The 23,614-nt window shown below is 62.9% G+C and carries 20 protein-coding genes; 6 read left to right on the top strand and 14 right to left on the bottom strand.

Annotation, left to right across the window (positions count from 1 at the left end):
• The 5 genes from NKH21_RS05140 to NKH21_RS05120 form a co-directional block, all read right to left on the bottom strand.
• Positions 1-1,065, bottom strand: coding sequence for an ABC transporter permease (locus NKH21_RS05140; RefSeq protein WP_352664473.1), 1,065 nt, complete (start codon positions 1,063-1,065; stop codon positions 1-3).
• On the bottom strand, positions 1,062-2,606 hold the full coding sequence (locus NKH21_RS05135) for a sugar ABC transporter ATP-binding protein (RefSeq protein WP_352863317.1): 1,545 nt from the start codon (positions 2,604-2,606) through the stop codon (positions 1,062-1,064). The genes NKH21_RS05140 and NKH21_RS05135 overlap by 4 nt, the downstream gene beginning before the upstream one ends.
• Complete coding sequence (locus tag NKH21_RS05130; RefSeq protein ID WP_352863315.1) at positions 2,603-3,256, bottom strand: DUF2291 family protein; 654 nt, start codon at positions 3,254-3,256, stop codon at positions 2,603-2,605. Before NKH21_RS05130 ends, NKH21_RS05135 begins: the two co-directional genes overlap by 4 nt.
• A 113-nt stretch (positions 3,257-3,369) precedes the next feature.
• A complete protein-coding gene (locus NKH21_RS05125) occupies positions 3,370-4,311 on the bottom strand; it encodes a D-ribose ABC transporter substrate-binding protein (RefSeq protein WP_023675475.1) in 942 nt (313 codons plus the stop codon).
• Positions 4,312-4,573: 262 nt separating this feature from the next.
• Entirely contained in the window at positions 4,574-5,401 is an 828-nt protein-coding gene (locus tag NKH21_RS05120) for a phosphogluconate dehydrogenase C-terminal domain-containing protein (protein WP_352863313.1), read from the bottom strand.
• A 341-nt stretch (positions 5,402-5,742) separates the two neighbouring features.
• On the opposite strand from NKH21_RS05120, the gene NKH21_RS05115 reads away from it, so the two are divergent.
• The 3 genes from NKH21_RS05115 to NKH21_RS05105 all read left to right on the top strand — a co-directional run bounded on the left by NKH21_RS05115 (position 5,743) and on the right by NKH21_RS05105 (position 8,248).
• Entirely contained in the window at positions 5,743-6,417 is a 675-nt protein-coding gene (locus NKH21_RS05115; RefSeq protein ID WP_352664467.1) for a DUF2161 domain-containing phosphodiesterase, read from the top strand.
• A gap of 148 nt (positions 6,418-6,565) precedes the next feature.
• Positions 6,566-6,991, top strand: a complete 426-nt coding sequence (locus tag NKH21_RS05110) for a hypothetical protein (RefSeq protein ID WP_352863311.1) — start codon at positions 6,566-6,568, stop codon at positions 6,989-6,991.
• A gap of 66 nt (positions 6,992-7,057) precedes the next feature.
• Positions 7,058-8,248, top strand: a complete 1,191-nt coding sequence (locus NKH21_RS05105; RefSeq protein ID WP_352863309.1) for an NADH-quinone oxidoreductase subunit D — start codon at positions 7,058-7,060, stop codon at positions 8,246-8,248.
• Positions 8,249-8,532: 284 nt separating this feature from the next.
• Here the strand turns inward: NKH21_RS05105 and NKH21_RS05100 are convergent, their stop codons facing one another.
• A complete protein-coding gene (locus NKH21_RS05100; RefSeq protein ID WP_352664760.1) occupies positions 8,533-8,964 on the bottom strand; it encodes a hypothetical protein in 432 nt (143 codons plus the stop codon).
• A gap of 268 nt (positions 8,965-9,232) precedes the next feature.
• Here NKH21_RS05100 and NKH21_RS05095 point away from each other — a divergent pair, with 268 nt between their 5' ends.
• Both NKH21_RS05095 and NKH21_RS05090 read left to right on the top strand, forming a co-directional pair.
• Entirely contained in the window at positions 9,233-10,408 is a 1,176-nt protein-coding gene (locus tag NKH21_RS05095; protein WP_352863307.1) for an HlyD family secretion protein, read from the top strand.
• A complete protein-coding gene (locus NKH21_RS05090; RefSeq protein ID WP_352863305.1) occupies positions 10,405-12,018 on the top strand; it encodes a DHA2 family efflux MFS transporter permease subunit in 1,614 nt (537 codons plus the stop codon). Before NKH21_RS05095 ends, NKH21_RS05090 begins: the two co-directional genes overlap by 4 nt.
• A 323-nt stretch (positions 12,019-12,341) precedes the next feature.
• Here the strand turns inward: NKH21_RS05090 and NKH21_RS05085 are convergent, their stop codons facing one another.
• Complete coding sequence (locus tag NKH21_RS05085; RefSeq protein ID WP_352664455.1) at positions 12,342-13,094, bottom strand: metallophosphoesterase family protein; 753 nt, start codon at positions 13,092-13,094, stop codon at positions 12,342-12,344.
• A complete protein-coding gene (locus NKH21_RS05080; protein WP_352664453.1) occupies positions 13,087-13,899 on the bottom strand; it encodes a nucleotidyltransferase family protein in 813 nt (270 codons plus the stop codon). The genes NKH21_RS05085 and NKH21_RS05080 overlap by 8 nt, the downstream gene beginning before the upstream one ends.
• Before the next feature lie 712 nt (positions 13,900-14,611).
• On the opposite strand from NKH21_RS05080, the gene NKH21_RS05075 reads away from it, so the two are divergent.
• A complete protein-coding gene (locus NKH21_RS05075; protein WP_352664451.1) occupies positions 14,612-15,475 on the top strand; it encodes a hypothetical protein in 864 nt (287 codons plus the stop codon).
• A gap of 59 nt (positions 15,476-15,534) precedes the next feature.
• On the opposite strand, the gene amaB is transcribed toward NKH21_RS05075, so the two are convergent.
• From amaB to NKH21_RS05045, 6 genes are all read right to left on the bottom strand, one after another.
• Positions 15,535-17,046: an L-piperidine-6-carboxylate dehydrogenase gene (gene amaB, locus NKH21_RS05070; protein WP_352863302.1), complete on the bottom strand. Its 1,512-nt coding sequence runs from the start codon at positions 17,044-17,046 to the stop codon at positions 15,535-15,537.
• A gap of 289 nt (positions 17,047-17,335) precedes the next feature.
• Entirely contained in the window at positions 17,336-18,610 is a 1,275-nt protein-coding gene (locus NKH21_RS05065) for an RNA polymerase sigma factor (protein WP_352863300.1), read from the bottom strand.
• Positions 18,607-18,981: a YciI family protein gene (locus tag NKH21_RS05060; RefSeq protein ID WP_292663532.1), complete on the bottom strand. Its 375-nt coding sequence runs from the start codon at positions 18,979-18,981 to the stop codon at positions 18,607-18,609. Before NKH21_RS05060 ends, NKH21_RS05065 begins: the two co-directional genes overlap by 4 nt.
• Positions 18,982-19,067: 86 nt before the next feature.
• Positions 19,068-20,186, bottom strand: a complete 1,119-nt coding sequence (locus NKH21_RS05055) for a DNA topoisomerase IB (RefSeq protein WP_352664445.1) — start codon at positions 20,184-20,186, stop codon at positions 19,068-19,070.
• Between the two features lie 118 nt (positions 20,187-20,304).
• On the bottom strand, positions 20,305-21,189 hold the full coding sequence (locus tag NKH21_RS05050; RefSeq protein WP_352664443.1) for a transglutaminase family protein: 885 nt from the start codon (positions 21,187-21,189) through the stop codon (positions 20,305-20,307).
• A 7-nt stretch (positions 21,190-21,196) separates the two neighbouring features.
• On the bottom strand, positions 21,197-23,608 hold the full coding sequence (locus tag NKH21_RS05045) for a circularly permuted type 2 ATP-grasp protein (RefSeq protein WP_352664441.1): 2,412 nt from the start codon (positions 23,606-23,608) through the stop codon (positions 21,197-21,199).
• Positions 23,609-23,614: the final 6 nt, after the last annotated feature.

Below are 23,614 nucleotides of genomic sequence, written 5' to 3'. Positions count from 1 at the left end.
TCAGCCGGCCTTTGCCATCTGCATCAGCGTCACCCGGCTCTGCAATCGGCGCTGTGCCTGGTCGACGACGACGGCGACGATGATGACGAGGCCCTTGATCACCATCTGCCAGAACGAGCTCACCCCCATCATCACCAGCCCGTCCGAAAGGATGCCGATGACGAAGGCGCCGACAATGGTACCGCCGATCGTACCACGTCCGCCCGACATCGAGGTGCCGCCGAGCACTGCCGCGGCAATGGCATTCAACTCGAAGCTCTCTCCAGTCGCGGGATGCGAGGCCATCAGTTCGGACGAGATGATCAGCCCGACGATCGCCGCGCAGAAGCCGGAGAACATGTAGACGAACATCTTCACCATGTTGACGCGGACGCCTGAAATCCGTGCCGCCCGCTCATTGCCGCCGACGGCGAAGATGTGGCGGCCGAGCGGGGTATATTTGGCGAGATAGGCCGCCCCTAGCGCAACGACGAGCAAAATCCACAGAGCGACCGGCAGGCCGAGCAACCGGCCGGCGCCGAGGAAGCCGAACCCGGTGGTACCGAGCTCCGGCTTGCCGACGAGATTGGGGAAGGTACGGCCGTCCGACGACAGCAGCGCCAGGCCGCGCGCGACATAGAGCACGCCGAGCGTGGCGATGAACGGCGCAACGTTAAGCCTGGTGATCAGCAAGCCGTTGACGGCGCCGATCAATATGCCGACGGCAAGCGTGATCAGTGCGATCTCGAAGACGTTGAAATAGATGGTGTAGCCGACCTGCAGGTCGATGCCGTTGAGCACGAGATAGCCGGCCACCATGCCACACAGGCCGACGATCGAGCCGACCGACAGGTCGATGCCGCCGGTGATGATGACGAAGGTCATGCCCATTGCAAGGAATGCGTTCAGCGCCACGTGCTTCGACATCAGGATAAGATTGGCGGCCGATAGGAAATTGGGGGCAGCTATCGAGAAGAATAACAGCACGGCGATCAGCGCGATGAACGTCCTCGCCTTCATCAGCATCAGCAGGACCGAGCCGCTCGACATCGAGGTGACCGCCGCCTTGGCTGGAATGTCAGTCATGCGCCTTGCTCTCCGTGCGGGACCGGTCCGTGGCCGAGGGCTGAAGCAGCGACGAGCGCGGCCTCCGTCGCCTCTGCGCGGTCGAACATGCCGGTCAGTTTTCCATTGCTCATCACTGCGATGCGGTCGGACAACGCCATCACCTCATCGAGATCCGAGGTGGCAAACAGGATCCCCAGGCCGTCGCGCGACAGCTTGCGCATGGTGCGGAACACGTCGGCCTTGGCGCCGACGTCGATGCCGCGGCTCGGCTCGTCCATCAGCAGCACCTTCGGTCCGGTGAGCAGCGCCTTGCCGATCACCACCTTCTGCTGGTTGCCGCCCGATAGCGACGAGACTTCCTGCGCCGGATCGGCGACCTTGATGGCCAGTTCGCGCACCGTCCGGGCCACCGCCTGTCGTTCGGCGGCACCGCGAATGTGGAACAGGCGCACGAACCGCGACAGGCTGGCCAGCGTGAGATTGCTGGCGACGGAGAGGATCGACACCAGCCCTTCGCGCTGGCGGTCTTCGGGGATCAGCGCCAGGCCGCGCCGGATGCGCCGCGTCGTGTCACGCTCGTGCACCTTTTTGCCGGCAATGAATATCGTTCCGGTCGAATGGCCGTGGCGGCCCATGATGCAATCGAACAGCTCGCTGCGTCCGGCGCCCATCAGGCCATAAATGCCGAGGATTTCGCCGGCGCGCAGCGACAGCGAGACGTGATCGACCGCCAGCCCGCCGGTGACGCGCGGCAGGCAGATGTCCTCGGCGCGGAATATTTCCTCGCCCGGCACATGACCGTCGGCTTTGGCGAAGTCCTTGGCGTCCGAGCCGATCATCTGCCGCACGATCCACTGGGTGTCGACGTCTTTCATCTCCGCCTGGCCGGTGATGCGCCCATCGCGCAGCACCGTGATGGTGTCGCCGATGCGGATCAGTTCCTCGAGCCGGTGCGAGATGTAGACGATCGCCACGCCGCGCGCCTTGAGATCGGCAATCACCTTGAACAGGATCTCGACTTCCGCAGCGCTGAGCGCCGAGGTCGGTTCATCCATGATCAGGATGCGCGCATCGAGCGAAACCGCCTTGGCGATCTCGACCAGCTGCTGCTGGCCGATGCGCAGATCCTCGACCAGCATATCGGGCCGGATGCCGGCTTCCAGGCGTTCAAGGAACTCCGCCGCGCGGCGCTCCTGCTCCTTGCGGTCGATCTTGCGGAAACGATTGGTGATCTCGCGGGTGGCGAAAATGTTTTCGGCGACCGTCAGGTTGCCGAACAGGTTCAGCTCCTGGAAAACCATGCCGATGCCGCGATTCACCGCGTCCCCGGATGACGAGAAGGAAACCTCCTCGCCGTCCAGCAGGATGCGCCCGAGTGTCGGCTGCTCGACACCGGCGATGATCTTCATCAGCGTCGATTTGCCGGCTCCGTTTTCGCCGACCAGCACGTTGACCGCGCCCTTGCGCACCTCGAAATTCGCCCGCTTGACCGCGACGGTGCCGGAATAGACCTTCGAGATATCCTCCAGCTTCAGGATGACATCTTGATCGCCGCTCATGGCTTCGGCCCGATCTTTGCCTCCGCCGGCGTCACCAGCGGCAGGTCCTGGCCACTGCCCGGCGTATAGGCGCCGAGGATCTTGACGCTGCGGCCCTCGAGTGCCTCGCGCGGCAGCTTGGAAAGCACGGTCTTGTCGGCGTAGGCGTTGAAAGCCTTGCCGAACTGGGCGAAGTCGATCTGGTTGGTGAAATCGTTGAATTGGATGAAGTCGAGGCTGTCGCGCAGCGCGGTTCCGCGCATGGCGGGGCCGATCTGCACCCGCGCGTCCGCCTTGCCGTCGCCGTCGGCATCGATGTCCATCGTCGCCGCGCGTGACTGTGTGTTGGCTGCCACGACCTTGCCGTCGAGCCGAACGGCGAAGGTCCATGGCGAATTCGCCTGCTTTTTCGGATTGCCGTATTTGGTGCCGGCAGCGGCGGGATCGGCCTTGGCCAAGGCATGAACCTCGGGAAATGGCCCGGCCTTCTGCTGCAGATAGGGTATCACTTTCGGCGCCCAGATGTCCTCGACCATCTTGTCGGGATTGAACGCGGAGCCAGTGCCGCCGTTCTCCGCGGACGGCGTCGGCAGGATCTTGCAGGCGGTCAGGCTGACTATAGCTGCAAGGAACGACGCGACAAGGATCGGCCGGGTCAGCGTGTTGAACATGTCGGCTCGTTCGGCATGGCGGTCAGGAGCACCCTGAGAAATGGAAGCAAGGGCGAAATGGAAGCAAGGGACGAACCGGAGGCTCGTCCCTTGCTGCTTGATGTTACATCGGCTCAGTTGGTGAGCGCGAACGTCTCCAGCTTGGCGGCATTGTCGCCATTGACCAGGACGCAGTCCATCAGCTGCTTTTCTTCGGCGGGAGACTTCTTGTTCTTGATGAAGTCGTTGGCCTGCTCGACCGCCATCTGCGCCTGCGCGAAGGCCGGCTGCAGGACTGTCGCCTTGATGCCGCCGGAGGTGATCGAGTCGCGCACGTCGTTCGACCCGTCGAAGCCGACGACGATCACGTCCTTGCGGCCAGCAGCGGCGAGTGCCGCATAGGCGCCCATCGCCATCGTGTCGTTGCCGGAGATCACGCCCTTGATATCGGGATTGGCCTGGAGGATCGATTCCATTTTGGAATAGGCTTCGGTCTGGCTCCAGTTGGCGGACTGCTGCGCCACCATCTTCAGGTCCGGATAGTCGTCGATGACGTCGTGGTAACCCTTGGACCGAATGCCGGCATTGGTGTCGGATTCCTTGCCGACGAGCTCGACGAAATTACCCTTCTCGCCCATCAGCTTCACGAATTCCTGCGCGCCGAGCTGGGCGCCCTGATAATTGTTGGAGACGATCTGCGCCACGGCAACGCCGGTGGCATTGATCTCGCGATCGATCAGGAAAGAAGGAACGCCTGCGTCCTTGGCCTTCTGCACCGCGGCGACGGTGGCGTCGGCGCCGGCATTGTCGAGGATGATCGCCTTGGCGCCGCGACCGATCGCCGTGTCGATCAATTCCGACTGCTTGTTGGCGTCGTCGTCATGGACGAGCACCAACGCCTCGTAGCCGAGTTCCTTGGCCTTGGCCTCCGCGCCGACAGCTTCCGCCTTGAAGAACGGATTGTCATGCGAGGGCGTGATGATGGCGATCAAATCCGCCGCATAGGCGGGTGCGGCGGTGCCAAGCGCCAGCATGCCGGCAAAAGCCGCAAGCGTCATTCTGCGTGTCAGTTTCATGTATTCCTCCCGTTGAAAATCCGTGCCTTGTCGCAAGGCTATATGCATTCGATTTCGTTAGCGGGCGTAGGCGGCGGGTCGCGTCAGATTCACAAGCCTTGGCCGGCTTCACCTCGACGGATCGCTCCCCTATCCTCCACTCATCCAGCCCCTGAGCCTGTTGCGAAGCTTGACGATCCGATCCATCGAACAGCTAAGCCAACTGGTATAATGAGTCAATGACAATTTCAGGTGACATGTTCCGGAAGACGCATCGCTGCCCTCAAGTGATGCGCTGAATGCTCGCGGCAATCTCCTCCGGCTCGAACACCCGCTTCCAGTCGTCGCGCATCAGCACCGGCTTGCCGAACTCTATCGCCTTGTTGCAGGCATCGGAGAACACGCCTTTGGTTTCGCCGAAGATGACGGCGCCAAGCACGTTCATATGGCCAAGCAGGAAGTCGAGCGCCGCCTGCTTGTCGACCCCGCGCGCCACCACCTCGTCGACGGCCTCTTTCATGACGACGAGCAGCGAGGCGCACACCGTTTCCGAAAGGCCGGGCTCGAGCAGCGCCATCTGATCGACCGTGACGCGATGCGAGCGCATGACCGGCGCCCAGATGATCTTTGCGATCGCCTCACCCTTGGCGAAATCTTCCTCCGGTCCCTGCATCAAGGCGCTGACCATGTGCTGCTTGGCCTTGACACCACCGAAATAGTCCTTCTTGGCCGCCATGTCGGTCTCGTCGTTGAAGATCGGCGGATGGCACGGGTGGGTGACGAAATAGGTCAGGTCCGGCCGCTTCGGCAAATGCCCGGCGAAAGGTGCTGCGGCGTCGAGCACGACGACCATCGTGCCTGATGCAAGCTTGCTCTCGATACTCGCCGCAACCTTGCCGATGTGCGTGTCCGGCACCGCCAGGATCACCACATCGGCGCCATCAAGCGCCTCATCGGCGCTGACGGCATCGATGCCGAGGCCCGACTTAAGCCGCTCGCGGCCGGCGTCGCTGACTTCGACATGGCGTGTCGTATAGGGAGATCCGCGAAAATTGGTCGACAGACGGTAGCCCATTTTGCCGCCCGCACCAAACAGCGCAATCGTTGTCATGTGTCCGTTACTCCTGAATTCCAACGACGGCCCTGCCGATCGTCATACCATTGACTTGTATGCACATTACCGCCGGTTGGCGGAGTAGAAAACGCAGGGGAGCCGCCGCTCGAATGACGATGCCATGGACGATGTCTCGGGCGCCCGGATGTCCAGCACAGCGCAGCTACGCGGAGCATGCTACCTCAGGTACACATTATACCAGCATACCAAATTGGCAAGCGGCCATGGCACGGCTCTGACCACTTGCTCGGCCGTCGTTTACCTCCTGTTCAACGGCAAGGAGCGATCATCGCGCTGAACCGCCGATCGGCGGGATGATTCGCAGCCGACAAAGGCCCATGCTCGAAACGTCACTCTACAGCCCGGTCAAGGCCTTCCTGGAAGGCCTGGGATTCATGGTCAAGGGCGAGATCGGCGGCTGCGATCTGCTGGCGCTGAGCGCCGACTCTCCACCGATCGTCGTCATCTGCGAGCTGAAGCTGACGTTCAATCTTGAGCTGGTCCTCCAAGGGGTCGACCGTATGGCGGCGAGCGACGAGGTCTGGCTTGCGGCATGCATGTCGACCCGTGGCAAGGGCCGTGAGAGCGATGTGAGATACCGCAATCTCTGCCGTCGCCTCGGCTTTGGCCTGCTTGGCGTGCGAACGAACGGCGAGGTTCAGGTGCTGCTCAGCCCGACGGCATTGGCTCCGCGTCGCGATCCCCGGCGCCGCTCGAAGCTAATTGACGAACATCGGCGTCGGCAGGGCGATCCTGTCGCCGGCGGCGGCTCGCGTGCGCCGATCATGACCGCTTATCGCCAGCAGGCGCTGGCATGCGCCGCAGCCCTCGCCGACGGCCCAAAGCGACCGCGTGACTTGAAGCCCAACCTGCCGAACGCGCCCAAGATCCTGCTGCACAATGTGTATCGCTGGTTCGCACGCACCGATCGCGGGATCTACGAACTGACCGCTCAGGGCCGTGAGGCGTTGCAGCGCTGGCCGCAGCCCGATCGCAGCCACACCGCTGCCTGAGACAGGCAACGCCGGATTTCGCGCCCTGCTTTCCGCGACAATCACGGCTTTCGGCAAGACAGCACCCCGGTCACGGAACCATATTTCGACACGATGGTTTTGTCGTCACCGAATTGATCGTCCGCTGAGCAAAACGGAAGGAACGGCCATGCGCCTATCGACGACAATTGCCACACTTTCGGCACTGGCGCTTGCCTCGCCGGTCTATGCGCAAGCCGTGGGACCAGAGCTTGCCCCTGTGCCGCCAACGGCGCCGCAAACCCTGCCAGAGCAAGCCACGCCCGAAGGGACCACTCCCGACCAGGCTACACCTGACCAAGCCTTCTCCGCCCAGAATTTCACCGCAGTGACAATCGTGGCGATGGAGGATCTGCCTCCTGACGTCAAGGCACAGGCGGAGGCCGTCGTCACCCAGACCAGCGCCGAGGATTTGCGCATCCTGCAAAGTTCGATCGACGCATCGCCGCAGGCGGCATCGGCACTGGCGGCGAACGGACTTAATTCCACGCAGGTCGTGGCGGCCAATATCGACGGCGACGGCACGCTCACGCTGATCATCCAGACGACGACGTGAGCGGCTGAAAGCGGACAAGCCGGTTCCGGCACGGAACGGAAGTCCGCCTGATTGCGGAGGACTGTCATGGCCGAGGCTGCAGTTCGCAACTTCACCATCAATTTCGGGCCACAACATCCCTCCGCTCACGGCGTGCTGCGGCTGGTGCTTGAACTCGACGGCGAGATCGTGGAACGTGCCGATCCCCATATCGGCCTGCTGCATCGCGGTACCGAAAAGCTCATCGAGTACAAGAACTACCTGCAGGCCTTGCCCTATTTCGACCGGCTCGACTACGTCGCGCCGATGAACCAGGAGCATGCATTCTGTCTCGCTGCCGAGAAGCTCCTCGAAATATCGGTTCCGAGACGCGGGCAGCTCATTCGCGTGCTTTTCTGCGAAATAGGCCGGCTGCTATCTCACCTCCTCAACGTCACCACGCAAGCCATGGACATCGGCGCGCTGACGCCGCCGCTCTGGGGTTTCGTCGAGCGCGAGAAGCTGATGGTCTTTTATGAGCGCGCGTCCGGCGCCCGCATGCACGCGAATTATTTCAGGGTTGGCGGCGTGCATCAGGATCTGCCGCCGGAACTCCTCGACGACATCTGGAAGTTCTGCGATCCGTTCCTCAAGGTCTGCGACAATCTCGAAGAGCTGTTGACCGAGAACCGTATTTTCAAGCAGCGCAATGTCGATGTCGGCGTGATCGGCCTCGATGATGCCTGGGCCTGGGGCTTTTCCGGCGTGATGGTGCGCGGATCGGGCGCGTCCTGGGACCTGCGCAAGGCGCAGCCATACGAATGCTATTCGGAGATGGATTTCGACATCCCGGTCGGCAAGCATGGCGACTGCTACGACCGCTATCTCGTACGCATGGAGGAAATGCGCCAGTCGGTCCGCATCATGCGGCAATGTCTGGAAAAGCTGCGCTCACCAGAAGGTCAGGGGCCGGTCGCGATCCCGAACCACAAGATCACGCCGCCGCCGCGTGCCACGATGAAGCGCTCGATGGAAGCGACGATCCAGCACTTCAAACTTTATACCGAAGGCATTCGCGTGCCGATCGGTGAAGTCTATGCCGCCGTCGAGGCACCGAAGGGCGAGTTCGGCGTCTACCTCGTGTCGGACGGAGGCAATGTTCCCTACCGATGCAAGATCCGCGCACCTTCCTTCGCCCACCTGCAAGCGATGGATTTCCTGTCCCGAGGCCATATGATCGCCGATGTTGCCGCGATCATCGGCTCGCTCGACATCGTGTTCGGAGAAATCGATCGCTAGTGTAGCCAGGTCGCAGGATCTTCCCCGATCGCAGGATAATCATCGTTAGTAGCCGCGCAGGCAGGCCTGGACGGCGCTCGGACGCCCGTCCGGCGACGACCCTCATTGCGGCAGGCCAACTCAAATTCTCGCATCAAAGACGGACGCATGGCCGCGACAAGGCGCAGCCAAGCGTCGAGGAGTTTCACAATCTGCGCGGCCCGACGCGGCACGAGCCCTTCCAAGTTCGGAAGCGCTCTCCACGGCGCGGAAAGAACGCGTGTTCCGCCGTTCCTCGTACCGCCTCAATGCACGATCAGGCCCTTCAGCCAGGCAACAAATCTGTTGCCGCGAACTATCCCGCGCACCCTGGCAGCGGCCCATCTCGCTTGCATCGTAGCGCCGACATGGCAATGGCAAACGATTTGGTGCAACTGCCGGTCGCTCAGTTCGAAGAAGCGCTTTGCCTCACCATAGGTATCATCGCTGAGGCCCATGGCACGCAGAACCGGATCCTCGAAGGCGACAGTGAGCGGCGTCCCAGCCCCACGCGATCTGTCGCGCGCTTCCCTGTTCATATATTCGGTGCCTGGAAGCGCCCCAAGGCATCGCGTCGGGTTTTGTTCGAGAAGCTCCGCCCAACGTTCAATCCGCTGGGTTCGAGTCATCGCCGGATACGCCGCGAAGGACTCAACTTCCGCGACGGCCTGCAGTTGGTCGAGTGTTTGATGTTTCATGGTCGGCTCCTGTCGACAGGTGAATTCGCCCACGCCTACATGAGCAATTATCGCGCCGTCGAGCGCTGACAAGGCCGGACCGCCGCAACATGAGGCGTACGGATCACCTGGCCGGTGAAGCGGCGCTCGAATTCCAACGCGCCCCCGCCTGTGTTCGATGTCGACCCGTTAACCGAACCCGGTTCCAGACAGGAACTTTTGCGGAAGCTTGCCGTTTGGCTTTGCGTCCGCTTCGGCGGCTGCAATATCAGTCTTGAAAGCAATTCCGTTGGACACGAAGCCTCAAAGCCTCGAACACGACGTCGAGCCTGTAAATGAAACCAGGGAGCAACCGGCCCCGGTTCGAGAATCTCGTGAGCGATCGGCAGAGCCGCGGCAGGAAAAACCCGACGGGAACGCCTCGCAACGAAAGGCCGGTCTGCTCGGCTTTCCCAGGCGCCATCCCTATGCGGCTGCAGCGATCGCGCTTGCGCTGTTGCTCGTCGCGGCAGGCATCGCGATCTGGTGGCTGAACGCTCGCCAGTACGAATCGACCGACGACGCCTTCATTGACGCCCGCACGGTGACGATCGGCGCTCAAATAGCCGGCCGCATTACCGAGCTGGCGGTTACCGACAATCAGCATGTACAGGCGGGCGATGTCCTCCTGCGTATCGACGATAGCGACTATCAGGCAAACCTGAAGCAGGCCGACGCCGGCGTCGCCGCGGCCGAGGCCGAAATCGTCAATGTCACCGCCCAGATCGAGGCTCAAAACGCAAAGGTGAACGCTGCCCAGAAACAGGTTGCACAGGCCAAGGCAGCGCTTGATTTCGCCAAGGCCGAGGATCAACGCAATCGCGAACTCCTGGCCAGGGGCACAGCAACGCAACAGCAGGCGCAGCAGGCGGCATCGACGTTGCGTCAGGACCAGGCCGCGCTGGACAGCGCCGAGGCCAATGTCGCCTCCGCAAAAAGCCAGGTTTCGGTCTTGCAGGCACAGGCCAGGAGCGCCGAGGCGCAGCTCGAGCGGGCAAAGGCCAGCCAGGAGCAAGCCCGCACGACGCTGTCGCGCACGACTATCACAGCACCCGCAGCCGGGCGGGCAACGAACATTTCTGCTGCTAACGGCACCTACGCCCAACCCGGCCAGGTATTGATGATGTTCGTTCCCGACGAGGTCTGGGTGAAGGCCAATTTCAAGGAGACGCAGCTCGACCTGATGCGGCGGGGACAGCCGGTCGACATCGACATCGACGCCTACCCGGACAGATCCTTCCATGGCCGAGTCGACAGTATTCAGGCCGGCAGCGGCACCGCCTTCAGCCTCCTGCCGGCCGAAAACGCCACCGGCAATTACGTCAAGGTGGTGCAGCGCGTGCCGGTCAAGATCGTCTTCGACAAGCCGCCCGATGTGCTCCTCGGCCCTGGCCTGTCGGTGGTGCCGACGGTCAAGGTGCGATGAACGGCGAAGCCGCCAGAAATCAGGGCGAAAGCCGATCCGCCGCCGGGACGCACAATCCCTGGCTCATCGCCGTCGTCGTCTCCATCGCCACTTTCATGCTGGTGCTGGACACCTCGATCGCCAATGTCGCCCTGCGCAACATCGCCGGCAGCCTGGCGGCCGGAATGGACGAAAGCACCTGGGTGATTACCACCTATCTCGTCGCCAACTCGGTGATCATCCCGGTCAGCGGCTGGCTGGCAAGCGTCATCGGCCGCAAGCGCTACTACATGCTCTGCGTTGCGACCTTCACCGTCGCGTCGCTGCTGTGCGGACTGGCGCCCAACCTGGAACTGCTCATCCTGTTCAGGGTCCTTCAGGGCCTCGGCGGCGGCGGCATGGCGCCAAGCGAGCAATCGATCCTTGCCGACACCTTTCCGCCTGAAAAGCGCTCGCAAGCCTTCGCACTTTACGGCATTGCCGTCATCGTCGCACCGACGGTCGGGCCGACAATCGGCGGCTGGCTGACAGACCATTTCTCCTGGCACTGGATCTTCTTCATCAACGTGCCGTTCGGCATCCTGTCGCTGGCCCTGGTGCAATGGCTGGTGGTCGAACCGGACGTCCTCGAACGCGAACGCAAGGAACGGCTGAAAGGCGGCCTGAAGATCGACGGGGTCGGCTTCGTCCTGGTGGCGATAGCCTTGGGGTGCCTGGAGATATTTCTCGACCGGGGCCAGCGCTACGATTGGTTCGCCTCGGATTTCATCACCACTTTCGCAGTGATTTCCGCGATCGCATTCCTGCTGCTTATCCCATGGGAACTCAGTCGCAGCGATCCGGTCGTCGACATGCGCCTATTGTTCACGCGCCAGTTCGGCACGGCCTTCCTGGTCATGATGGCGGTCGGTGCTATCCTGTTCAGCACCACCCAGATCGTGCCGCAGCTGCAGCAGACGACATTTGCCTACACCGCGACGCTCTCGGGCCTTTCGATGATGCCGGGCGGCATCGCCATGCTGATCTTGATGCCGGTGTCCGGATTTGTAGGCAGCATCGTGCAGCCTAAATACCTGATCATGATGGGCATGTCGGTGGTCGCAGTGGCCCTTTGGCATATGACCTCGCTTACTCCGGACGCCAGCTTCCGCTTCTTTGCCTTTGCCCGTGTTTTCCTGATGGTCGGACTGCCGTTCCTGTTCATTCCCATCTCGACCGCGGCCTATGTCGGTTTGCCCCCGCAGAAGACCAACCAGGCATCGGCGCTGATCAACGTTGCCCGCAATATCGGCGGCAGCATCGGCGTCTCGCTGTCCAACACCGTCATTGCGCAAAGCTCCCAGATCCATCAATCGAATCTGGTCGGCCACACCGTGCAATCGTCGCCCGCCTATCAGCAGGCGCTTCGGCAGGCGACCGATCATTTCGTCGCCCAGGGTTCGCCGATAGTCGAGGCGAAGCAGCAGGCGATCGGCTGGCTTGGCCAGTTGATCGCCCGCCAGGCCACGCTACTCGCCTATGTCGATGTCTTCCGCTACTGCGCGGTGGCAACCGCCCTGCTCGTTCCGCTGGCGCTGCTGCTGCGGTCAAACAAGTCGGGCGGCAGCCAGCCGAATCCGGAGATGGGCTGACCGGCCAAGTGCGACCGTGTGATTTTCCAAAAACGAGGAAGCCGGGAACCAGCTGGCCCATTGCGTTGTTCTGCGCCAAGAGGAGATGATTACGATGGCCACTATTCCCACACCCGAGCCAACACCGACCCCGGTGCCACCGCCTCCCATCCCCGATCCCAAGCCCGTGCGTGAGCCGGACCCCGACAGGCTCCCCGACGAGGATCCCGTTCCCAACCCGGATGAAAACGACATTCCACCGAAGCGGATGGCTGTTACCCGGCAATTGCCGTGATCATTCTGCAGTGTGCACTGACGATTGCTTGCGCCGGTGGCGCCGCCTGTCAGATTTCGAGCATGGCGTAGGGGCGGCCGGTCGGCTTGGCGACATGCATGGCAACGTTATAGACCGGCGCCCCGCCCGGCGTGCGGCCCTCATAGGCGCCGCGATGCGCATGACCATGCACCACCGCGCTGACCTGGAACCGGTCTATTGTCTCGGCCAGGCGTGACGAACCGAGAAACGGGAATATCTCCAGCGGCTCGCCTTCGACCGTCTCGACGACAGGCGCGTAGTGCAGAACGACAAGCGTGCGTTTGGCGCGGACCTGCCGCATCGCGTTTTCAAGCCGCATCGCTTCGTTCACGCTTTCCGCCACCATTGACTTGATCGCTGGTTCGCCGAAGGAGCCGAGCATGCGCGATCCAAAACCGCCAACGAAGCCCTTGACCCCAACGAACCCGACCTCGTGAATCTCTGTCGCTTCACCGTCGAGCAGGTGAACGCCCGCCTGGCGCAGAATGTCGGTGACCTGGTCGACGGCGCCTGACTCATAGTCGTGGTTGCCAAGTACGGCGACGACCGGGATCGTGCAGGCACGCAGTTCCTCGGCAAGGATTTCGGCCTCCCGAGGCTTGCCGAGATTGGTAAGGTCACCCGTCAGCACGAGAACCTGGGCTTCACGCGACATCTCGCCGAAAAGATCGCGGTACGAGGCCTGGTCTTCCTTGCCGACATGCAGATCGCCAATGGCGGCGACTTTGAGTGTGCCGCCGTTTTCCGCCTTTGCCGAAGCAGTTTCGAGCTCGTCAGCCATTGCTATGTTCTCCTTCACCGCCGACGTCGGCAAAGCCCCAGTCCTTGACGTCGATCTCATAGTCGGTTCGTGAAAGCATGCGCCCACGGCAGATTTTCATCCGGGAAGGTGGCAATTCGCGCTGCCTGGCCAGCCGGTCAAGCAGCTCGTCGAGCAGCCAGGCGGGTACGCGGCCCCGCTCCGACGGATAGATCCATCGGAAGTTCAAGAGATGCATCAGCAGAACTTCCCAATGGACTTCCATGTAGGAAAGCAGCCTTTGCCAGTCGATCTGGTCGTGCGTCTTGAGGATGGTGTGCGAAACGTCGGCGCCATCGTGGCGGCCGCGGTCCTGGATGAAACATTTGGACCAGACAAGCTCGGTGGGACCGATGATCCGCACCTGGCTGCCCAGCAATTCGCCCTGACGGGCGTGCTCCAGCCACTGGTCGTCGACCGGCATTGTGCCGTTCATTGAGGCGAAAATGACGTCGAAAAAATGCGTCCCCTTGAACACTTTGCCGAGCCACCGGTCGTCCTCGACCACGACGGCGTAGCCGATCCGCTTGAAATGAGCGAGGATGCGCGGGCAGTCGCCGGCCTTGCAGAAAATGTCGAGATCCTTGGTCGGGCGGATGATCCCGGTATAGGCGCTTACGGCATAGGTGCCGGCGACGAGAAAGGGGATGCCGGTCGCGACAAGTTCGCGGATCGCTTCGATATAAAAGACCTCCGCTTCGGCATTGCGAGGCGTCGGGGCGGCTTTTGGATCGACCGACGGAACGGATGCCGGGATGGCGCTTTCCGGTGGGGGATTGATGATCATTAGTAAAGGCTCCTGGCCCGGCAGACCAGCAGCCGCCTGTATCTAATAGCCAAGCATGCCCGATGGTTCCGCCGTTGCGCGCCACTGCCGCTCTTGCCTTCCGCATCAGGCGGACACGCCGCCGTGGCAGGCCTTCGAAGCGGTCATGACCGTCGGCTGCGGCGCGGCCCTAAAAGGATATGTGAGCGGTCATTTTTGGCGTCAAGATCGCAGCGCGGTCACCCTCAGGCGCGTCGAGGCGGAGTAGGCCCGCTATCATCCTCGGGTTCGGACAGGATTGGCTTCAACATGGTTCCCGAGCTGTCGGAGGCACTGCGCACCCGGCGCAGCAGCCACTTGAGCGCACGCGGCCAGACCGACGCTGTTTGCCGGAAAGCTGCGGGCGGCGTGGCAAAAGGGCCATTCTCCATTCTGTAGTTCCTCACTGTCTCGGTCCAATCAGCGTTCTTCAACGAGCAAAACTGGTGTTGGTTCCGCGTCGCCGTCGGGAACGCCGGCTGGCCAGGCGAAGCCACCATTATGGGTTCGAGCAGGCTAGTCTCGTGCGGCAAGATCAGCGCTTCGCGAGATCAGGTCCTCGGCGACCCAGTCGCGGAATTGCTAACCGGCGGGATTCAGCTGGTATCCTGATGCGCCGGCTCTGGACACGGTCCGCGAAGGCTGAAATTGTGACCGGTATTTCCAGTTGCAAATTTGGTTGGGCTCGGCGGGGATGGCGCTGGTTTCTGAAGACATTGCCAGCCATCCGGCATTGCGTCGGCATGTCCAGGCTCAGTCGCGGACGCTGCTCCAGACCTATGAAGCGAACCCGCGGCTGGCCTCCGTATTCGCCACCCAACAACGTTGGCTGATGGCCCATATCGGCCTTGGCTTGTATTTCGATCGAGAGCCGGACGATCATCGCAAGGGACTTACGTCCGCACGGTTCATGGACGATACCTGCCGGCATTTGGTGGCCAGCCGCAACACCGCCGACGCCTTCCTGAAGGAGATGCTGCATTACGGTTTCATCCGGCATTTGCCGATCAAATACGGGCGCATCCGCCCGTTTGAGCCGACGGCGGGCACTCTGGAGACGGTTGCCGGCTGGGTCATGGCCCATCTGAAAACGCTGGACAGCCTGGACGGTGGATCTCGACTGGTGGCATTCGTCGCACAACCGGATGCGCTCGCCAAATTGCAGCCACTGGTGGCCGACGGCCTGCTTTCGTCGCATGCCGTGCGCGAGCCAAGACAGACTTTTTCCTTGTTCACCTGGCTCGACAATGGCGGCATCGTCATGGATTGGCTGATGTCCGGCGTCGATCCCGATCATGCCGATCTGGACCGAATTCCGACCGGTGTCGTCTCAATCCGGGATTTTGCGAACTGGCTCAAGCTTTCCCGGACTCACCTGTCGCGCAAATTGCGCGATGCCGAGGAACTCGGCAGCATCGGCTGGCTGGGCCAGCGCGGTCATTCGGTCATGTGGGTGTCGAGCGAGTTCTATCAGGAATACATGACCGCCCAGGCGGTCAAGCTCGCCATCATCGATGCAGCCTTCGACAACTGTGTTGTAACTTCCGAAGCAAGCTGAACAGCGAGTCGAACGCCTTCGTCGCGATGTTGGCGCCACCGCGACGAAGGTCCGGCATTTCAATCGATGTCGAACGACACGCCCTGCGCAAGCGGCAGCGCCTTGGAATAATTCACCGTATTGGTGGCGCGCCGCATATAGGCCTTCCAGGCATCGGACCCCGACTCGCGGCCGCCGCCGGTCTCCTTCTCGCCACCGAAGGCACCCCCGATCTCGGCCCCTGACGTGCCGATATTGACGTTGGCGATGCCGCAGTCCGATCCGTCGACGCTAAGAAAGCGCTCGGATTCCTGCAGGTCGCGGGTAAAGATCGACGATGACAGCCCCGCTCCCACCGCATTGTGTTCTTCCAGCACGGCGTCGAAGTCCGTATATTTCATCACATAGAGGATCGGCGCGAAGGTCTCCTCCGTCACCGGCGAAACCTGCCGCGGCATTTCGACCAGCGCCGGACGCACATAGTAGGCCTCGGGATGGCCGTTCTCGACCCGCATTCCACCGGTTATCTTACCGCCATGCGAAGCCGCCTGCTCCAGCGCCTTCTGCATATTCTCGTAGGCAGCCTTGTCGATCAGCGGGCCGACCAGAGCGCTTGTCTCCAGCGGATCGCCGACCGAGACGCTTTCATAGGCCTTCCTTAACTGCGGCAGCAAAGCATCATAGACGCTCTCATGCACGAACAGGCGCCTGAGCGTCGTGCAGCGCTGCCCGGCCGTGCCCATGGCTCCGAAGGCGATAGCGCGGAGCGCCATGTCCAGATCGGCCGTCGGGCAGACGATGCCGGCATTGTTGCCGCCGAGCTCCAGCACGGCACGGGCAAAGCGCTTCGCCAGCCGCGGTCCGACGTCCCTGCCCATGCGGGTCGAGCCGGTGGCCGAGACCAGCGGCACCTTGGGATGATCGACCAGGATCTCGCCGACGGCACGATCGCCGATCAGCACCGGTGCCAGCCCCTTCGGCGCATCGCCGAAACGTTCTGCTGCACGCTTGAAGATCGCTTCGCAGGCGAGCGCCGTCAGCGGTGTCTTCTCGGACGGCTTCCACACCACCGCGTCGCCGCAGACCAGCGCAAGTGCCGCGTTCCACGACCACACCGCGACCGGAAAATTGAAGGCCGAGATGACGCCGACGACACCCAGCGGATGCCAAGTTTCCATCATGCGATGGCCGGGACGCTCGGTGGCAATGGTCAGGCCGTACAACTGCCGCGAGAGGCCGACGGCGAAATCGCAGATGTCGATCATCTCCTGCACTTCGCCAAGGCCTTCGGACGGGATCTTGCCGACTTCGATCGACACCAACCGGCCAAGCTCGGCCTTGTGTGTGCGCAATTCCTCGCCGAGCAGCCGCACCAGCTCGCCGCGCTTGGGAGCCGGCACCTGCCGCCACGCCAGGAAAGCCTTGTGGGCATTGTCGATGGTCGTCGTCGCATCGGCCGGCGAGATGGTCTTCAGCGCGGCGATCTGCTCGCCGGTCACCGGGCTGCGCACGATGAGGTCGCCGCCCGTAAGCGCGCCCTCGGCAACGCCCAGTTTCGCCAGAAGCCCGGCCGTTTCCTTCGCAATCGTCATTTTCGTTTCGTCCCTTTCAGATCCCGTCGCTCATATGGCGTCGGTCCAAGCTTTTCGCCATACCGGTTCCCTGCCGGTCGGCACACCAGGCGCTGTCGTGGCGTGGCATTACGCGTTTCAGGGAGAAATCGCCACCCCGGCATGGTCCAAGCCGGCGTCCGACTGTTGAACCAGCAAGATAGAGCGAATTAGAGCAATTCCAGGAAAAGTGTGAACGGTTTTCCGTCCGGAATTGCGTCAAAACAAAGAGATAGAGCGCTTCACCGTTTCTGTGAAATGGTGAAGCGCTCTAGTGTGCCGTCTTGGCGGTTTCCCGCACGGCGCTTTCTTTCATCAGCCGGTCGATGTGGATGCGGATATGCGCTGCCTCGGCGGCCGTATTGGCAAGCGCGATGGCGCGGTCGAAAGCGACGCGCGCCTCCTCGCCGCGGCCAAGCTGCATCAGCAGTCCGCCCTTGAGGCCGAAGAAATGGAAATAGCCGGAAAGCCTTCCCTCCAGCGGCTCGATCATTGCGAGTGCGGCTTCCGGTCCACGCACCTTGGAGACCGCGACGGCGCGGTTGAGCGTCACCACCGGCGACGGCTGCATCTGCTCGAGCAGGCCGTAGAGCAGGTCGATCTCGTTCCAGTCCGTATCCTCGGGCTTTTCCGCCCGCGCATGCAGGGCGGCGATCGCCGCTTGCACCTGGTAGGGACCCGGCTTGCGATGGCGCAACGCCTTGTCGACCAGCGCCAGGCCTTCATCGATCATCTTGCGGCTCCACAGGCTGCGGTCCTGGTCTTCGAGCAGCACGATCTCGCCGTTCTCGTCGAAGCGGGCGGGCGAGCGTGCATGCTGCAGCAGCAACAGCGCCGTCAGCCCCATGATCTCCGGCTCGGTCTGGAATAGCCTGAGCAGCAGGCGGGCCAGCCGGATCGCCTCTTCGCAAAGCGGCGCACGCGCCGAAGCCTCGCCGCTGTTGCTGGAATAGCCTTCGTTGAAGATCAAGTAGACCATCGCGGCGACGGCGGCGAGCCGTTCGGAGCGCTCGACCGCTCCCGGCGTCTCGAATGGCACCCCGGCGTCGGCGATACGCGACTTGGCGCGCGTGATGCGCTGCTCCATGGCGCTTTCACCGACGAGGAAGGCGCGGGCGATCTGCTTGACCGTCAAGCCGGAGACGATACGTAACGCCACCGCGATCTGCTGTGTGGCCGGCAGGTCGGGATGGCAGCAGATAAACAGCAGCCGTAAAATATCGTCGCGGTAATGCGCCCCGTCCAGCCGCTCGGCGACGTCGCTCTCGGCATCCTCCAGATCGGAGATCTGGTCCTCGTCCGGCAGCGGCGCCTGCTTGGCGCGCTTGCGCACCGCATCGATGCCGCTGTTGCGGCCGACGAAGATCAGCCAGGCTGCCGGATCGCGCGGCGGACCATTTTTCGGCCAGTTGTTCAGTGCCCTCAGGCAGGCGTCCTGGAATGCTTCCTCCGCCGCGTCGAGGTCGCGGAAGTAGCGCAGCAATGCCCCCATCACCTGCGGGCGAGCGGTGCTGATTGCCGTGCTGATCCAGGCGAGTTCGGTCATGCGGAAACCTTGGCGGGATTGAAGAGCGAGACCGGCCGGATTTCATAGGAGCCGCCGCTCGGGTTGACCTCGGAAAGCTCGCGCGCGAAGTCGACGGCCTCATCGAGGTCGGCGCATTCGAGTGTGTAGAAGCCGAGGAACTGTTCCTTGGTTTCGGCAAATGGGCCGTCGATGACGATCGATTCGCCCTTGACCTTCCTCAGCGTCGTCGCCGCGGTCGTCGGCAAGAGCCGCGCCACTGGGCCAAGGCGGCCCGCCTGGGCATATTTTTCCTGCACGCCGATAAGCTTTTCCATGACCGCATCGTCCTGCTCCTTGCTCCAGGAGCAGACGACGTCTTCAGAGGCATAGCAGAGGATCGCGTAGAGCATGGGTCGTCCTTTTCTCTATCAAAGGACGAAACACTAGGACCGATGCCGACATGGCGTCGACAAAAAAATACGCCTCCGGTCCGGCGTCATTCCCTTGCCTTCAGCCATCTCAAGACCAGGGCCTCCTCATCGTCGAGCCCGGCGATCGAGCGCTTGCCTTTGTTGGCATCCGCCATTTCGCCAAGCAGCCGTCCTTCGGACCAGGCGCGGAACACTTCCGGATGGATGTAGCATTGGCGACAAACCGCGCGTGTGTTGCCAAGCCGCTCGGCAACCTTGTCGATGACATTGTTCATCACCCTTTTTTGTTGCGCCTGGCTTTCCGGACGTTCGGTTTGCGCAAACAGCGACGCCGCATGGATGGTGCCGCCCCAGGTTCTGAAATGCTTGGAGCTGAACTCCGCTCCGGCGTTCTCCCTGATATAGCGGTTGACGTCGTCTGAGCGCACCGGATGCCTGTTTGCGTCCTCGTCGAGATACTGGAACAGCTTCTGCCCCGGCAGGTCCTGCGCTCCACGCACGACCTTGGCAATCCGGCGATCGACAAGCTTCAATCTCCATTCCTTGCCGGATTTGCCGATGAAGGCGAAGCGCAGGCTCGAGCCCTTGATGTCGACATGGCGGTCACGCAGCGTGGTCAGTCCAAAACTCTTGTTGTCGCGGGCATAGGCGGCATTGCCGACACGGATCATTGTGTTGTCGAGCAGCCAGACGATAGCCGCCACGACGCGTTCCAGCGGCAGGCCGTGACGGCGCAGATCGGCGTCGATCTGCCGCCGCAGTTCGGGCAGGCTCTCGGCGAAGGCGATCAGGCTCGAGTATTTTACGCCGTCACGCTCCTCCGCCCAGTGCTGATGATAGCGGTATTGCTTGCGGCCGCGCTGGTCCCGACCGGTCGCCTGGATGTGACCGTCGGCATCCGGCGAGATCCAGACATCCGTCCAGGCCGGTGGAATGGCAAGCGCCTTGATGCGTGCCAGCGCCTCCCCGTCGACAATCCGCCCGTCGGGTCCTTTGTACGAGAACCCGTTGCCCGAACGCAGCCGGCGAATACCGGGTTCAGTGTCGGTGACATAGTTGAGCGAGGCCCGAACGGCCGAGGCTTGCGCGCCGTTCTCCGGCGCTCCGTTCTGCGGCACCCCGTTTTTTGGTGCAGCTTTCCTCACAGCCGATTGGCCAGACGACGACCCGGATTTGTCCAGCATGTCCTCTCCACGGAATTTCCGTAGATAAGCCGCTTGCCGGCTGCAGGTTCCAACGCCTCTTGATCTCTTGGTTCCAGAACGGCCTATCGACGTCGCCGTGCAACGAAGACGTGCGTCGTCACACCTTTTCGAGCACGACCGGAATGACGTCGACCGCCTGCTCGCCGACCTGTCCACCAGTGGTTTTCAGCACGCCGACGATCGGCGCCACATCGGAGTAGTCGCGGCCATAGCCGACCGTGATATGGTCGTTGCTTGCCCGCATGCCATTGGTTGGATCGAATTCCTGCCAGCCGGCATCGCGCCCGCACCACACCTTGACCCAGGCATGCATGGCGTCGGCGCCTTCGAGCCGCGGCTTCCCGCGCGGCGGAATGGTGCGCAGGAATCCGCTGACATAGCCTGCAGGGATGCCCAGGCCGCGCAGGCCGGCGATCATGATGTGGGAAAAATCCTGGCAGACGCCGCGCTTCAGGCCGAAGGCGTCGCTGGCCCGCGTCTGCACCGTCGTCGCCTCGCCGTCATAGGTGAAATCGCGGTGAATGCGGTTGCACAGAGCCATGGCCGTGCCGACCGTCGAGCTGCCGGTACTGCCTTTCGCATAGGCAGTGATTGCCGCGTCGATGCCGGCATGATCGCTGGCGGCCAGAAAGTGATGCGGCGAAGCCGGCGCCAGCGAGTGCACCGCGCCGAGTTCTTCCCTCAGCCGGCGTATGTCCGGCGATACGTCGAGCCCGGGCTCCGGCCGCGACACCGACACACGCGCGCTCATCCTGATGTCGAGTGCATCATGCGGGTCCCGAAAGGCGATCGAGGTGACACTGGTGCCGAAAAAGTCGGAAAAGTCGGAACGTTCGCTGGGCGCCGGCACAAAAGACAGTGAAGCGGCGATGACGCGCTGCACGCCAGGGATGGTCGGCGGCAGCACGCGGACCTGATGGCGGCCGCCGCCGGCCGCCGCATCATAGTCGTAACGCAGGTGAAGCCTGATGTCGTAGAGCATGCCGTCTCTATCCGAAATAGGCTTTGGCGAGGCTGTTGTAGAGCCCGCCGATTTCATTGGCGAGATCGCCGAGGGCCTTGGCCGTCATGTCCGAAGGCTCCTTGATGGCGATCGACGTGTTGAGCTGCAGGATTTCCTTGGCCGCCGGCGACATATGGCCTTCAGCGCCGACCGCGGGCAACAGCGCGATTTCGGCCTTCAGCCGTTCGAGTTGGAAAAGGATCGAGCGCGGATTGAGCGGATCGAGCGCCAAAAGGTCGACTACCGTGCGCCGCCCCGCCTGCACCGGATATTGCCGACGGTGGGTCATGACGCTGTCGCCGATCTCCAGCATCATGTCGAGCGCACCTTCCGGCGCCTGGGCTCTGGTCAGCCGGGCGAGCGTGCGGGCGATCTGGATGCCGCGCTCGAGCCTGCGGCCGATTTCCAGGAAACGCCAGCCGGCAAAGCGGTACATGTTCTCGTGCAGCAGGCCGGAAAACCCGGCCAGCTTGCGCAGGATGACCGTCATTGCCCTTGTCGCGTCGTCGCCCGGCGCCACTGTCGCGGCAAATTGATGGATGGTCTTCGACAGATCCTTCAATGCCAGCCAGCCATCAGGCGAGAAGCGGTCGCGGATCTGCCCGGCACTATAAACGGCGCTGTCCAGCGTGCCGATGAGTCCCAACGGGATTGCCGTCTCGACGTCGATGCCGAACGGCGCGAGATAGTCGCTGATATCGGCGAGCAGCGGCATCTCGGGGTCGGATGTCTCGGCCAGCCGCACATGGTAGGCGCGCAGGATGCGCACCGTGTCTTCCGACCGCTCGATATAGCGGCCGAGCCAGGTCAGGTTCTCCGCCGCGCGGCTGGGCAGGCTGCCCGGCAGGGTGCGGGTGAAGCTGTCGTGCTCCTGCGGCAGCAGCGTCTCGCGCTCCACCGGCCTGTCACTGACCACCCACACATCCGCCGCCTGGCCGCCGCGCTGCATGGCGATGGCCGTCGGGTCGAGCGAAAAGCCGACACGGGCAAAACCGCCCGGCATCACGGTCCAGCCTTCCGGCGTCCGCGCCAGATAGACGCGCAGGCTTGCCGGCCGCGGCTCCAGCCAGCCGCCGACATAGACAGGCGTGGTCGACAGCGTCACCGCTTCCTGCCCGACGAAGTCGCCGCCGTCCCGTTCGATCCGGGCGACGAGTTCGGCCCGTTCCTCGACCGACAGCGCTGACCCGAGCTTGGTCGAGCCATCGTCCTCGAAGGCAAGCCGCGTCGACAGCGCCGGGCCGATCACCATGCTGTCGATATTGGCGAGCACATGCGCGCGCTCCGTCTCCTGCCCGCACCACCACGTCGCGACGGTCGGCAGCAGCAGTTCCTCGTTGCGCAGGGCGCGTGAAATCTTCGGGAGGAAGGCGAGCAGCGCGCGTGTCTCCATCAGGCCGGAGCCCAGTGCATTGACGGCCGAAACCGCCCCTTGCCGTACCGCTTCGACCAGCCCCGGCGTGCCGATCTGCGAGTCCGGCCGCAGTTCGAGCGGATCGGCGAAGGCGGCGTCGAGCCGCCGCCACAGGACGCTGACCGGCATCAGCCCCGAAACCGTGCGCACCATCAGCCTGCCGCCGGAGACGGTCAGGTCCTCGCCCTCGAGCAGCATGATGCCGAGATAGCGGGCGATATAGGCATGTTCGTAATAGGTTTCGTTCAGCGGGCCCGGTGTCAGGATGGCGACACGGCCGCCGGCCTGCTTGGCCATGCCGATCAACGCATCGCGAAAACGGCGGAAGAAACCGGCCAGGCGGTGCACATGCATCTCGCCGTAAATGTCGGACAGCGCCCTTGTGGTGGCGACGCGGTTTTCCAGTGCAAAGCCGGCGCCCGACGGCGCCTGTGTGCGGTCGCCAAGCACCCACCAGCGGCCGTCCGGGCCACGACCGAGCTCGAAGGCGCAGAAATGCAGGAAATGGCCGCTGGCCGGCCTGGTGCCGACGACCGGCCGCAAATATTCCGGGCTGGCCGCGATCAATCCGGCCGGCAGAATGCCTTTCTCGACCAGCCGGTTCGGCCCGTAAATGTCGGCGATGGTCTCCTCGAACAGATCGGCCCGCTGGACCAGGCCAGCGCTGATGTCAGCCCATTCCTGCTCCTCGATAAGCAGCGGCACATGCGCCAGCGGCCATTCCCGCTCATTGGCGCCGGCCTTGTCGTAGACGCGGTAATAGACGCCGGCATCGCGCAGGTACTGGTCGGCGCGGGCAAAGCGCTGGGCAAGCTTTTCCGGACCCAGGTCCTCCAGCGCCTCGACGAAGTGCCGCCAGGCCGGCCGCGGATTGCCCGACGCATCGACCATCTCGTCGACGACGCCGTCGATCGGCTGATAGTGCTCCAGCAGACTGTGGGTCTGCGGCTTGCTGCGCAGCTTTTTGTGATTCCCCTTCGCCATGGCTGA

The organism is Mesorhizobium sp. M1329, assembly GCF_040318035.1.
In the GTDB taxonomy this organism is placed as follows: Bacteria; Pseudomonadota; Alphaproteobacteria; order Rhizobiales; family Rhizobiaceae; genus Mesorhizobium.
Note: the sequence above shows the minus strand (reverse complement) of the source record. Positions and strands in the feature narration are given on the sequence as shown.